The sequence below is a fragment of the Mycobacterium stomatepiae genome (assembly GCF_010731715.1).
In the GTDB taxonomy this organism is placed as follows: domain Bacteria; phylum Actinomycetota; class Actinomycetes; order Mycobacteriales; family Mycobacteriaceae; genus Mycobacterium; species Mycobacterium stomatepiae.
Genome location: NZ_AP022587.1, coordinates 2,837,390 through 2,850,041 on the forward strand (window position 1 = coordinate 2,837,390; position 12,652 = coordinate 2,850,041).

General features: G+C 66.3%; 9 protein-coding genes and 2 pseudogenes. 3 read left to right on the forward strand and 8 right to left on the reverse strand.

Translation table 11 applies throughout. The features are described 5' to 3' along the window. Positions 1-49: 49 nt before the first annotated feature. Positions 50-1,444 (reverse strand): glutamate decarboxylase, encoded by a 1,395-nt coding sequence (locus G6N54_RS13250; protein WP_163790543.1) that lies wholly within the window; start codon positions 1,442-1,444, stop codon positions 50-52. 21 nt (positions 1,445-1,465) lie between these two features. After that, positions 1,466-2,881 (reverse strand): NAD(P)H-hydrate dehydratase, encoded by a 1,416-nt coding sequence (locus G6N54_RS13255; RefSeq protein WP_163794716.1) that lies wholly within the window; start codon positions 2,879-2,881, stop codon positions 1,466-1,468. A gap of 92 nt (positions 2,882-2,973) precedes the next feature. Between G6N54_RS13255 and G6N54_RS13260 the strand changes: the two genes are divergently transcribed. Further along, positions 2,974-3,906 carry a class I SAM-dependent methyltransferase gene (locus tag G6N54_RS13260; protein ID WP_163790544.1) on the forward strand — a complete coding sequence of 311 codons (933 nt, stop codon included), beginning with the start codon at positions 2,974-2,976 and terminating at the stop codon, positions 3,904-3,906. Here G6N54_RS13260 and G6N54_RS13265 read toward each other — a convergent pair. The 6 genes and pseudogenes from G6N54_RS13265 to glmS form a co-directional block, all read right to left on the reverse strand. After that, positions 3,903-5,752: pseudogene (locus tag G6N54_RS13265) on the reverse strand (alpha/beta hydrolase family protein). The gene G6N54_RS13260 and the pseudogene G6N54_RS13265 sit on opposite strands and share 4 nt — an antisense overlap. A 116-nt stretch (positions 5,753-5,868) precedes the next feature. Further along, positions 5,869-6,582 (reverse strand): rhomboid-like protein, encoded by a 714-nt coding sequence (locus tag G6N54_RS13270; protein WP_232073693.1) that lies wholly within the window; start codon positions 6,580-6,582, stop codon positions 5,869-5,871. A gap of 39 nt (positions 6,583-6,621) precedes the next feature. Next, positions 6,622-7,461, reverse strand: coding sequence for a DUF4436 domain-containing protein (locus G6N54_RS13275; protein WP_163790545.1), 840 nt, complete (start codon positions 7,459-7,461; stop codon positions 6,622-6,624). Between the two features lie 109 nt (positions 7,462-7,570). Further along, positions 7,571-8,397 (reverse strand): annotated as a pseudogene (locus G6N54_RS13280) (DUF4436 domain-containing protein). A gap of 27 nt (positions 8,398-8,424) precedes the next feature. Beyond that, positions 8,425-9,348, reverse strand: coding sequence for a DUF4436 domain-containing protein (locus tag G6N54_RS13285; protein WP_163790546.1), 924 nt, complete (start codon positions 9,346-9,348; stop codon positions 8,425-8,427). Next, positions 9,299-11,173 (reverse strand): glutamine--fructose-6-phosphate transaminase (isomerizing), encoded by a 1,875-nt coding sequence (glmS, locus tag G6N54_RS13290; protein WP_163790547.1) that lies wholly within the window; start codon positions 11,171-11,173, stop codon positions 9,299-9,301. The genes G6N54_RS13285 and glmS overlap by 50 nt, the downstream gene beginning before the upstream one ends. Positions 11,174-11,338: 165 nt before the next feature. On the opposite strand from glmS, the gene G6N54_RS31830 reads away from it, so the two are divergent. Then, positions 11,339-11,932: a hypothetical protein gene (locus G6N54_RS31830; protein WP_443677331.1), complete on the forward strand. Its 594-nt coding sequence runs from the start codon at positions 11,339-11,341 to the stop codon at positions 11,930-11,932. Beyond that, positions 11,869-12,651 (forward strand): dienelactone hydrolase family protein, encoded by a 783-nt coding sequence (locus G6N54_RS13300; protein ID WP_276056654.1) that lies wholly within the window; start codon positions 11,869-11,871, stop codon positions 12,649-12,651. The genes G6N54_RS31830 and G6N54_RS13300 overlap by 64 nt, the downstream gene beginning before the upstream one ends. Position 12,652 lies beyond the last annotated feature (1 nt).

A 12,652-nucleotide genomic window follows, 5' to 3' on the forward strand; every position in this document is an offset into this window, starting at 1 on the left:
GCCGCCATTGTCCCAGAAGCGCGCCGAGCGTCCGCTCGGCGCCAAGGCCTTAGTGCGCGAAGTGCTCGTTGCTGTAGTGCCCGCCCGGCTTGAGCTTGTCCAGCGAGGCCAGCGCCGCGCGGGCGTCGTCGTGCAGCGCCCGGGCCAGGTCGGCGGACAGGCCCTCGCGCACCACGATGCGCAGCACGGCGACGTCCGTGGCGTTGTCGGGCATCGTGTAGGCCGGCACCTGCCAGCCGTAGCCGCGCAGCTCGTGGGAGACGTCGAACTCGGTGTATCCGCGGTCGCGGGCCAGCCGGAAGCTGACCACCGGGATCGCCGAGCCGTCCGAGATCAGCTCGCAGTGGTCGCCGACGCGCAGCTGCTCGCCCAGCCAGCGCGCGGTCGCCGACAGCGTCCGCATCACCTGGGTGTAACCCTCGCGGCCCAGCCGCAGGAAGTTGTAGTACTGCCCGACGACCTGGTTGCCGGGGCGGGAGAAGTTCAGCGTGAACGTCGGCATATCGCCGCCCAGATAGTTCACGTGGAACACCAGGTCCTCGGGCAGGTACTCCTTGCTGCGCCACACCACGAACCCGACGCCGGGATAGGTCAGCCCGTACTTGTGGCCGCTGACGTTGATCGACACCACCCGCGGCAGCCGAAAGTCCCACTTCAGCTCCGGATGCAGGAAGGGCACCACGAACCCGCCGCTGGCCGCGTCGACGTGCACCGGGACGTCCACTCCGCCGCCGGCTGCCAGCTTGTCCAGGGCCGCGCAGATCTCGGAGATTGGTTCGAGCTCGCCGGTGTAAGTGGTGCCCAGGATCGCGACCACACCGATGGTGTCCTCGTCGACGGCGTCGATGACCTGCTCGGGCGTGATGACGTAGCGGCCCTCCTCCATCGGCAGGTAGCGCGGTTCGACATCGAAGTAGCGGCAGAACTTCTCCCAGACCACCTGGACGTTGGAGCCCATCACCAGGTTGGGTGTGCGGCCCTTCCAGCCGTCCTTGCCGGAGCCGACCTTTTCGCGCCACCGCCATTTCATCGCGAGCCCCCCGAGCATCACCGCCTCGCTGGAACCGATAGTGGACACGCCACAGGCGCTGGACGGGTCGTCGTCGCGCAGGTCCTCGGCGTGAAAGAGATCGGCGACCATGCACACGCAGCGCTGCTCGATGGCCGCGGTCGCCGGGTATTCGTCCTTGTCGATCATGTTCTTGTCGAAGGTCTCGGCCATCAGCTGTCCGGCCTGCGGGTCCATCCAGGTGGTGACGAAGGTGGCCAGGTTCAGCCGTGAGCTGCCGTCGAGCATCAGTTCGTCGTGGATGAAGCGGTAGGCGGCATCCGGGTCCATCGATTCCTCGGGCAACCGCAGCGCCGGTATCGGCGCGGTGAACAACCGACCGGTGTAGGCGGGGGCGATCGAGTGCCCGGGGACGGATGGATGGCTGCCGGTCATGGCGGATCCTCTCGTTGGCGGTTACAGGGCGGCCACGGCGGCGCGGATGTGGCCCGCGATGCGCGACGCCGAGGTGGGCGCGTCCCCGGGGCCCGGGTCGGCGGCCGACAGTGCCGCGGCGCGCGCGTGGACGTAGGCGCCAGCGGCGGCGGCCTCGGCGGGCGGCAGTCCCGCGGCCAGCAGCGCGCCGATCATCCCGGACAGCACGTCGCCGGACCCGGCGGTGGCCGCCCAGGACTGCCCGGCCGGATTCAGGTAGACCGGGCCACCGGGGTCGGCGATGACGGTGACGTTGCCCTTGAGCAGCACGGTGGCGCCGAACGTGTCGGCGAGCTTGCGGGTGGCGCTCACCCGGTCGTCACCGGGCGGCGCACCGGCCAATCGGGCGAACTCCCCCGCGTGCGGGGTCAGCAGGGTCGGCGCCCGACGGCTGGCCACCAGCTCGGGGTGGGCCGCCAGAATGGTCAGCCCGTCGGCGTCCACCAGCACCGGCAGATCGGTGTCCAACGCGAACCACAACGCGGCCGCGCCGGCGTCGTCGGTGCCCAAACCCGGTCCGACCACCCACGCCTGCACCCGCCCGGCCGCCGCGGGGGTGGGTGTCGCGATGACCTCGGGCCACACCGCGAGCACCTGGCTGTGCCCGCTGCCGGCGTAGCGGACCATGCCGGAGGTGGCCGCGACCGCGGCGCCGGTGCACAGCACGGCCGCACCCGGATACGTCGATGAGCCGGCCAGGATGCCGGTCACTCCCTGGGTGTACTTGTCGTCGTGCGGACCCGGCACCGGCCAGCGGGCGGCGACGTCGGCGGACTCGAAGCCCAGCAGATTGGTGTCCGGGAGATCGAGTCCGATGTCGATCAGCGTGACATCGCCGCAGTCGGCGAGCGCGTGCACAGGCTTGAGGCCGCCGAAGGTGACGGTCAGCGCGGCATGCACCGCCGGGCCGGTGATCGCGCCGGTCCCCGCGTCGATTCCGCTGGGCAGGTCGACGGCGACCACCGGGATGTCTCCAGCAGCCTCGAACACCTCGGCCGCTGCGGGCCGCAGCGGACCCGAACCGGAAATGCCGACCACGCCGTCGATGACGAGATCGGTTGTCGGCGAGACACTCTCCACGATCCGGCCGCCGGCCTTACGGAACGCGGCGAGCCCCTTACGATGCGCGCGGTCCGGGCTGAGCAACACCGCGTCCGCGGCCGCACCGCGACGCAGCAGGAAGGTCGCCGCCCAGAGCGCATCGCCGCCGTTGTCGCCCGAGCCAACGACCGCGCACAACCGCCGGCCCGCCACACCGCCGGTGCGGGCTATTAGCTCGCCAATGATTTCGGTGGCCAGCCCGAAAGCGGCACGCTTCATCAAGGCGCCATCGGGCAGGCTGGCCAGCAGCGGTGCTTCGGCGTCGCGGATCGCATCTACGGAGTAGTAATGCCGCATCGAATTCAGCATTCCATGCTCGTCTGTGTTTGCGCACAGCACTCGTTCAGAAGCCGTCCGTACATTCGGTGGTAGCGACGAATGGAGGGGCGATGGCGCGCACGGATGACGCCACCTGGGACCTGGGAAATGGCTTGGGAGCCACCGCAACCGGCGTCGCGGTGGGCCGCGCGCTGGCCACCCGCTCACCCCGGCCACTGATCAACGATCCCTTCGCCGAACCGCTGGTGCGCGCCGTCGGCGTGGAGTTCTTCACCCGCCTCGCCAGCGGCGAACTGGATCCGGCCGAGGTCGATGACAACGGCGACTTCGGGATGCTCGGCATGGCCGACATGATGGGCATACGCACCCGGTTCTTCGACGACTTCTTCGTGACCGCGGCCGCCACGGGGGTCCGCCAGGTGGTGATCTTGGCTTCGGGCCTGGACGCTCGCGCCTACCGGCTGCCGTGGCCGGACGGAACGACGGTGTTCGAGATCGACCAGTCGCAGGTCATCGAGTTCAAGAGTGCAACCCTGGCCGAGCTGGGCGCCATCCCGACCGCCGACCGGCGTGCGGTACCGGTCGACTTACGGCACGACTGGCCCGCGGCGCTGCGCGCCGCCGGACTGGACCCCGGGAAGCCGACCGCATGGAGCGCCGAGGGTCTGCTGCCGTTCTTGCCGTCGGAGGCCCAGGATCGGCTGCTGGACAACATCACTGAGCTCAGCGCGCCGGGAAGTCAGCTGGCCACCGAAAACGTACAGGGTGCGGGCGACGCCGTAGGGGCGCTGGCCGAGCGGATGCGTGAGGTCACCGAACAGTGGCGCGAACACGGCTTCGATATCGAGATGACCGACCTCTGGTATGCGGGTAACCGCAACGACGTGGTCGAATACCTGCGCGCCCACGGCTGGCAGACAGCCGCCAGCGGGGTCGCGGATTTAGCTGCGAACTATGGCATTTCGCTGCCGCCGAGGCCTGCCGCACCCGACAAGGAGGGCACGCTGGCGGCGCTGCAATACGTCACAGCCACGCGGCGCTAAGCCTCGAAGGCCCGGATCATCCATTCGGTCATCGCGGCGGCCAGCGCGGCGCGATTCTCGCGCTTGATGATGCCGTGCCCGTCGTTGTCGAAGAGTAGGTAGCGCACGTCGCGTCCGAGCTGGCGCAACGTGTCGACCATCTGCTCGGATTCGCTGACCGGCACGTTGGTGTCGTGGGCCCCGTGCACCACCAACAACGGCGCCGTCAACTTGTCGGCTCGCAGCAGCGGTGACAGCTGGTCGAGTAGTTCGCGGTCGCCGATCGGATGGCCGTATTCGGGGTACGCGGAGTCGGCGATCCACGGCTCGGTGCTGCGATAGAACGTGCTCAGGTCGCTCATTCCGCAGATGCTGATGCCCGCCGCGAACAGGTCCGGGTGAAAAGTCAACGCGGCCTGCGTGAGGTAGCCGCCGTACGACCAGCCCGCGCAGGCGATGCGGCTTGGTTCGGCGAAGCCGTTGTCGATCAGGAAGCTCGCGCAGTCGGCGACGTCATCGATGGCGGCGAAGCGCTTCTCCTTGTCGTCCGCATGCACGAAGGTATTCCCAAATCCACCGGAGCCACGCACATTCGGCGTCAGCACGACGAACCCGTCGTCGACCAATCGCGAGAAGATGTCGTTGTATCCGGGCCGGGCCTGACCTTCCGGACCGCCGTGCAGGAAGATCACCGCGCCTGCCGCGGCTTCGCTCTTCATCGGCCGGTACAGCCACGCGTTCAGGCGCAACCCGTCGCGCGCGGTGACCGTCGCCGGCCCGGCGAAGAGGGTCGGGATCACCACGGGCTGCTTGCCCTCGGTGTCGATGAGTTCCCATTCGCGCGAGCGCGGGTCGACCAATTCGACGGTGCGTGGCAGGTCGGGTCCCTCGACGGTCATCGCAACGATCGAGCCGCCCGCGCTGATGGACAGCTCGCTTGCGACCGGCCCGGGCAGCGGGATCGGCTCGGCCAGTGTGTAGTCGGAGTACTCGAGAATCTGTAATTCGCTGCGGCCCTGTAAGTTCCATAGCAGTGCGACGGTGGACAGGTCGTCGCTGACGGCGAACTCGGCGAGGTCGCAGTCCGCGCGCTCGGCGACCACGAAATAGCTGACGCCGTCCAGCGTGACGGTCACTTCCAACAAGCGGGCATGCTCACAGCCGTTGTCGCTGCGGATCAGCGCGCGAACATATCCGTCGGCGCCGGTGCCCGGAAAGTACAGCTTCGTCTGGTCGCCGGAGAGTCCATGGCGCAGTCGACGCGGTTGGTAGTCGTCGAGGATGACCCCGTCAGCAGTCGTCGAACCGGGATCGGAAGGGAGCAAACCGATTTCGGTCTGCCCGAACAACATGATCATCTCGTGGTAGCCGCGGGGGCCGACCCGAATCAGTGCCGCGCCGGCCCAGGCGTCGACCAGACGGCCGCCGGATCGACGGTCCAGCACGGTGTGACGGCCGTCGGTCGGATCGATCAGGCAGGACCGCCCCACCCCGTCCTCGCCGGTCAGGATCGCCGCCACCTGGGCGCCGTCCCACGCGATCAGTTCGGCGGTCCCGGCCTCTTCGTCGTCGATGCGCCAGGCCATCCGATCATCGGGATCGGTGGTGACAATCCAGATTTGGCTGCGCGATCCGCTCCCGTCGAGCGTTACCTGACAGGCCAGCCACTGGCCGTCCGCGGAGTGGATGACGCGCGAGACCGGGCCCTCGACCGGAAGCTCCACGTCTCGTGAGGAGCTGGCCCGCCAGCCACGCAAAAAGCGTTGCACCGCGCGCGGATAGCGCCGCCCTCGTCGACGATGTGGGCGAACGCGGTGGCGTCCGGAGACAGTGACGCGCCGTAGACCTCGCGCACCTGCTGCCCCATCGATTCCACCTCCGGATTTCTCGCTGCCGCCGTCGTGCTCCCCGACACGTGACGAGGGTATCGGCCTACGCGGAATTCCTCCTGTGCACCCGGCCTGCGCGGCGACGCCGCTGGCGTCAGACTGGCTCCTCACGGGAACCGAATCGGCGGAACGCGGCCCTGACGCGTGCCGGGCTCCACGGCCTGTCTTTTCTCGCCCGGGCCATCGGGTAGAAGCAGAGTCCGATCAGGATCGACGTGAAGTGACCGATCGCGGTGAAGTTCAACCCGTGCTTGGTCATGGTGATCAGCGGAAAGCCGAAGATGACCAGCAGCACGCCGAGGTAGAGCCAGCGCCATGGCCGCGCGATGCGATAAGCCAGCACCGCCATGATGCCGACGAGGAAATAGCTGACCCCGATATCGCGTGAACGGATCAGCCGTTCGGATGCGTCGTGCTCTTCGATAGCGAAGTACAGAATGCCTTCGCTGATGTAGGTGGAAAGGATGTGGCTGGTCAATCCCACGGTCAGCCAGTTGAGGTGGCCGAGCCAATGTTCGGCCGGGGCGAGAAACAGCGTGAACAGCAGCAGGTAGGGCTCCAGGCTTTTGCCGTCGATCCACAGCAGGCTGGACAATAGCACGGAGAGCGGATCGGTACCCAACTCGTGAATGTTGGTGGAGCGGTGCAGCAGCACCGAGTGCAGTTGCCGCCCGGACATCTGGTTCTGGATGACCGTCGTGATCATCAACACGAATAGCCAGCCGTAGGTTAGCGGCGCGCTGGTGACGAAATGCCACACTCCCAGAGCAAGGCTCCGCAGTCGCGCCCCCACCGATCCATCCGCCACGGCGTCCACCTTTGCATGCCCAGCGGCTCGAGCAAACTGTTATGCCGCCTTTTCAGGTTCGGGTCGTAGATCCCGCCACCAGCAATAGACGTAGAGCATCATCGACATCACTAATGTGACGATGACCCAGAGCGTGACCGTGACGTCAACCCAGGATCCGATCGGTGGCGCGTCGGGCAGTGCATTTCGCAGTGGTATCACCGCGAAGAGCATTGCCGCGTACCACGTTGTCATCGGTGGCTGGAATTTTCGCTTATCGCGTGCCGTCTGAATGGCGACGAAGGCGCCGACTCCGGCCAGCGCGAGCATCACCACGATGATGACGGCGGCGAACACCGCGATGCTCGGTGATCGGTGCAGTTCGACGCGGTACGGGGACTGCGGATTACCGTCACCAGCAACGGAAAGCTGCCAGCCGGAGACACGGTCGACGAATCTCACCGGCAGCTGTTCGGGTCGCTCGGTCCCGTAGATGAGGTCGACCGTGATCGGCCCCGATTGATACTTGTCCGTGGGCCACACCGAGGGGTCACCGCTAATCGTCAGCGGGACAGGGTATTCGCCCGGCAGCATTCCCTTCGTCCACGCGCGCTTGCTGGGCGTGACCGCGGAGTGGACCACGACGGCGAAGTCTGTGTTGAGGCCGCGGGTTACCGGATCCACCAGCCCGGGCCCGGGGGTAACGGTGACGTTGGCATTGACCGCGCCCTTCATCGACTGGAGCTCAAGGAAGTCGATCGTCACCGTGGTTCCGTCGGTCGCAGACTTGCCCTGGGTCAGTTGCAGGGGGCAGCCGCAACCGGACCCGGAGTAGAGCGAGATCGTGGTGACGTAGGCGCCGATGAAGAAGATGACCAGGCCCATGATCGAAAACCTCATGAACCGACTGCCTCTGGTGAAACCGCGCGATGCCAAGGTTGCCTCCCCGCTGACTGCGCTGTCTGAGATGGGTTCCCGGCCAGAAATACTAACCCCGCTGCCCGCGTCGCTACACGAGGTCAGGTGGCTTGTGCAGGTGCTCTCTGACGTGCTGCCACCAGCAGAAGATGTAAAGCGTCATCGAAGCCACCAACGCGACGATCACCCACAAAACGACCGTGATGTCGATCCAAAAGCCAATGGACGGCGAGTCGGGAAGCTCGTTGCGCAGCGGCACGACCGCGAACAACATTGCGGCATACCAAGGAATCATCACCGGATGAAACGTCGCCAGGTTGCGGACCGTCTGGAGTGCGACAAACAGGCCCAGCGCGGCGATCACAACCATCGCGCCGACCATCACGGCGGCGAATGCGGCGGTGCTCGGTGACCGCTGGAAATCCAATCGGTATGGCACGCCGCCCGCCGCTGCGATGGTCCAACCGGGAAGGCGATCGACAAACGATACCGGAACCCGTTCGGGCAGTGGGGTCTGGCCGCGGAATAGTTCCACGACTATTCCCTCGGAGCGGTAATGGTCGAAGGGCCAGTCGGAAGGATCACCAAAAGTGGCCAGCACAACGGGCACAACACTAGGCAACGTGCCCTTCGCCCAGTTCTGCTTAGTGGTGACTTCGGAGGTGACCGTGACGATTAGGTCATCTTTGAGCGAATGAGTTACCGGGTCCAGCAACTCTTTCCCGGGTGCCACGGTGAGGTTGGCAATCACTGTGCCCTTGACCGAATGAAGCTCTTCGACGTCGATGGTCACCGTGGTGCCGTCGGCCAGGGGGCGAACGTCAGTTAATTGCTTGGGACGCCCAGGCCGGTGCTGGCATACAGGGCAATCGTGATGGCATACACCGCTACGAAAGCGCTCGCGGCCGCGATGCCCATTTCACATCGCAATTGTAGGAACCGCGGCTACACCCGGCCACTCGAGAAGGAGGCCAACTCACCGGGTTCGGGCTTCAAATGCCGCCACCAGCAAGAGACATAGAGCCCCATCGAGATCACCAATATGACGGTCACCCACAGCACGATCGTGACATCGATGAAGACTCCGATCGGCGGCGAGTCGGGAAGCGCATTTCGCAGCGGAACCACCGCGAACAGCATTGCCGCATACCACGTTGTCATCGGCGGTTGGAACTTTCGTTTGTCCCGCAGTGTCTGGACCGCGACAAAGAAGGCAAAGACGGCAAGGGCGATCAGCACACCGAGAATGACGACCGCGAACGCCACGGTGCTCGCCGACCGCGCCAGGTCCACTTGATAGGGGCCCACCAGATCGTCCTCGTTGATGCGATCCGTGGCGATATCCCAGCCCAGCAGGCGGTCGACCATCGTCACCGACGCCGCCACCCGGGTCGCGTCGGGACCGGATACGAGCTGGGCGACAACCGGTCCCGAATGATATTCATCGAACGGCCATTGAGCGACTTCACCGTCGAGGGCCAGTGAAATCCTAAACACATCGGGCAGTGTGCCTTTCGGCCACGTGCGCTTGCTGGCGCTTACCGCGGAGGACACCGCGATGGTGAGATCCTCTTTGAGATTGTGGGTTCGCGAGTCCAGCAGCCCCGGCCCGGGATACACATTGATGCTGGAAACAACCAGGCTGTTGGCCGATTGAACTTCCTGGATGTCGATGGTCACCCTGGTCACCTCGGGCACCGGCTCGCCCCGAACGACAACGTTGGGATGGCCTATTCCGCCGTCGACGTACAGCCAAACCGAGATGGCATAAGCGGCGAGGAACAACACGACACCGACGATGCCGAATATTCTGCGCCGGCTACTCAACGGTGACGGACTTTGCCAGGTTTCGGGGCTTGTCGACGTCATAGCCGCGCGCCTGCGCGACCGACGCGGCAAACACCTGCAACGGGATCGTCGACAGCAGTGGCTGTAATAGCGTTGATACTGAGGGGATTTCGATCAAATGATCCGCGTAGGGACGCACGGTGTCGTCTCCTTCCTCGGCGATGACGATGGTCACCGCACCACGGGTCTGGATCTCGCGGATATTGGACATCAGCTTTGCGTGCAATGTGGCCGACCCCTTGGGCGACGGCATCACGACGATGACCGGCAGATTGTCTTCGATCAGCGCGATCGGACCGTGCTTGAGCTCGCCGGCGGCGAATCCCTCGGCGTGCATATAGGCCAGCTCTTTGAGTTTCAGCGCGCCTTCGAGCGCCACCGGATAGCCGACATGGCGGCCCAGGAACAGCACGGTCGAGGATTGGGCGAATCGATACGCCAGGGCCGCAACCGGTTCGACCGTCGCGAGCACCCGCGACACGATTTCCGGCATCGCTTCGAGCTCACGGTATTCGCGCTCGACCTCGTCGGGATACTTGGTGCCGCGGGCCTGCGCCAGGGCCAGGCCGACCAGGTAGTTGGCGGTGATCTGGGCCAGGAAGGTCTTCGTCGAGGCCACACCGATCTCCGGCCCGGCGCGGGTGTAGAGCACCGCATCGCATTCGCGTGGGATCTGCGAGCCGTTGGTGTTGCAGATCGCCAGCACCTTGGCCTTCTGCGCCTTGGCGTGCCGGACCGCTTCGAGGGTGTCCGCGGTTTCACCGGACTGCGAGATGGCCACGACCAGCGTGCTGCGGTCCAAAACCGGGTCCCGATACCGGAATTCGCTGGCGAGCTCGACTTCCACGGGCAGTCGCGTCCAGTGCTCGATCGCGTACTTCGCCAACAGCCCGGAGTGATACGCCGTACCGCAGGCGACGACGAATACCTTGTCGACCTCGCGCAGTTCCTGATCGCTCAATCGTTGTTCGTCGAGCACGATGCGGCCGTCGACGAAGTGGCCCAGCAGCGTGTCGGCCACCGCAGCGGGTTGTTCGGCGATCTCCTTGAGCATGAAGTACTCGTAGCCGCCCTTTTCCGCGGCAGCCAGGTCCCAATCGATGTGGAACTCGCGGTATGCCCCGAAACCCAGGTCTTCGTTGCCATCGAAGTCGGTGATCCGGTAGCCGTCGGCGGTGAGCACCACGCATTGGTCCTGACCGAGTTCGACGGCGTTGCGGGTGTGCGGAATGAGCGCGGCCACGTCGGAGCCGACGAACATCTCCCCGTCGCCGACGCCGACCACCAGCGGTGTGGACCGGCGGGCGGCGACGATGGTGCCGGGGTCGTCGGCGTTGGCGAACACGAGAGTGAAGTGGCCCTCCAGCCGGCGCAGCACCGCTAGCACCGAAGCGGCGAAGTCACCGGCCGTCGCACCCTCGCGATACGCCTGAGCGACCAGGTGCACGGCGACCTCGGTGTCGGTGTCGCTGGCGAACTCAACGCCGGCCGACTCCAGCTCCTGGCGCAGGGTCGCAAAGTTTTCGATGATCCCGTTGTGAACGACGGCGATCTTGCCGGCGGCGTCGCGGTGCGGGTGAGCGTTGCGGTCGGTCGGGCGGCCGTGGGTGGCCCAGCGGGTGTGGCCCAGGCCGGTGCTGGCGCCCAGGTCCTCCGGCGGCATTTCGGCCACCGCCTTGTCCAGGTTCTCCAGCCGGCCGGCGCGACGGCGCACGGTGAGTCTGCCCGTGCCGTCGACCAGCGCGATGCCTGACGAATCATAGCCGCGGTACTCCATGCGGCGAAGTGCGTCCATGACGACTTGGCAGGCAGGGGCCCGCCCCACGTAGCCGACGATTCCGCACATTGTGACAAGGGTAGTGCAGACCAGGCCGCAGCCCGGCCTTGGCGAGCGTGGTGGCGTGCGCAAACCCGCCTCTACCAGCGGTTTCAGACTCGACACTGGCGAATGACGCCGTCGGCGCGACGCGACGGTATCGTTGGGCCGCCCCACATGCGCGAAAGGCTAGTTTTGACCGACCCATACCGCCGCTTCTCCGTCAGGCTCCACGAGCACACCGGGGTGCTGATCCTGTGGGTCCAGCGCAGCGTCACCTTCACCGGCACGCTCGAGCAGTGTGAGCAGGCATACCGCAAGGCGCAGCTGCACTGCCTGCTCGCCGGCTGGTGGGGCCTGGTGTCGCTGTTCCTGCTGAACCCGATCGCGCTGATCTCGAACTACACCGCGATCCGCAAGGTGCGCGCCCTGGCCAAGGAACCCCCGGGGCCCAACGCCGCGGCTCCCTATGTGCCGACCGGCCAGGTCGTCGCGCCCTACCCCGCCGCACCACCTCGCCCAGCCGTCGCGCCTTACCCAGCTGCCCCGCCCCGCCCCGCCCGGCAGGGCCGGCGCCGGGGTGGTACCCGAACCCCGGCGGGCCGGGCCAGCGGTACTGGGACGGTGTCACGTGGACTCATTGGACCCATCCCCGCTAACGTCAACGGGTGGCCCGCACCCGCAAGCTCTTCGCCGCCCTCAGCCGCCGTGGCCCACACAAGGTTTTGCGTGGTGACCTCGCTTTTGCCGGCTTGCCTGGCGTGGTCTACACCCCCGAGTCCGGTCTGAACCTCCCCGGCATCGCGTTCGGTCACGACTGGCTCAGCGGCACCGCCCGCTATTCGCGTCTGCTCGAGCATCTCGCGTCATGGGGCATCGTGGCCGGTGCTCCCGACACCGAGCGAGGTCTGGCGCCGTCGGTGCTCAACTTGGCCTCCGATCTCGGCACCGCGCTCGACATCGTCGCGGGTGTGCGGCTGGGGCCAGGCAACATCAGCGTGCACCCCGCAAAGCTCGGCGTGGTGGGCCATGGTGTCGGAGCTTCGGCCGCCGTGTTCGCCGCAGCCGGAATGCCGGCCGCACTGGCGGCAACCGTCGCGATCTTCCCGACCGTCACGACTCCCCCGGCCGAGCAGCCAGCCGCGGCGTTGAAGGTCCCGGGCTTGATTCTGACCGCACCGGGAGATCCAAAGACGTTGAACTCCAACGCGTTGGCGCTTTCCAGTGCGTGGAAAACGGCCACGCTGCGCATTGTCAGTAAGGCCGAACCCAGCGGTTTGAGCGAGGGCCGACGTCTGGCGTCGGTGTTCGGACTACCCGGCTCCAACCGCCGCACCCAGCGGTCGGTTCGGGCCCTGCTGACCGGCTATCTGCTCGCCACGCTCGCCGGCGACAAGAACTACCGCGAGTTCGCCGATCCAGATGTGTTGCTGCCCAAGACAACTCCGCTCGACCCCGAGGCGGAACCGGTCGCTCTCGAAGAGAAGATCGTCGCGCTGCTGAAATAAC

Excerpts from the sequence above, each read along its gene's own strand:
- G6N54_RS13260 (WP_163790544.1), top strand. The coding sequence starts at position 2,974 with ATGGCGCGCACGGATGACGCCACCTGGGACCTGGGAAATGGCTTGGGA.
- G6N54_RS13275 (WP_163790545.1), bottom strand. The coding sequence starts at position 7,461 with ATGAGGTTTTCGATCATGGGCCTGGTCATCTTCTTCATCGGCGCCTAC.
- G6N54_RS13255 (WP_163794716.1), bottom strand. The coding sequence starts at position 2,881 with ATGCGGCATTACTACTCCGTAGATGCGATCCGCGACGCCGAAGCACCG.
- G6N54_RS13285 (WP_163790546.1), bottom strand. The coding sequence starts at position 9,348 with ATGACGTCGACAAGCCCCGAAACCTGGCAAAGTCCGTCACCGTTGAGT.
- G6N54_RS13250 (WP_163790543.1), bottom strand. The coding sequence starts at position 1,444 with ATGACCGGCAGCCATCCATCCGTCCCCGGGCACTCGATCGCCCCCGCC.
- glmS (WP_163790547.1), bottom strand. The coding sequence starts at position 11,173 with ATGTGCGGAATCGTCGGCTACGTGGGGCGGGCCCCTGCCTGCCAAGTC.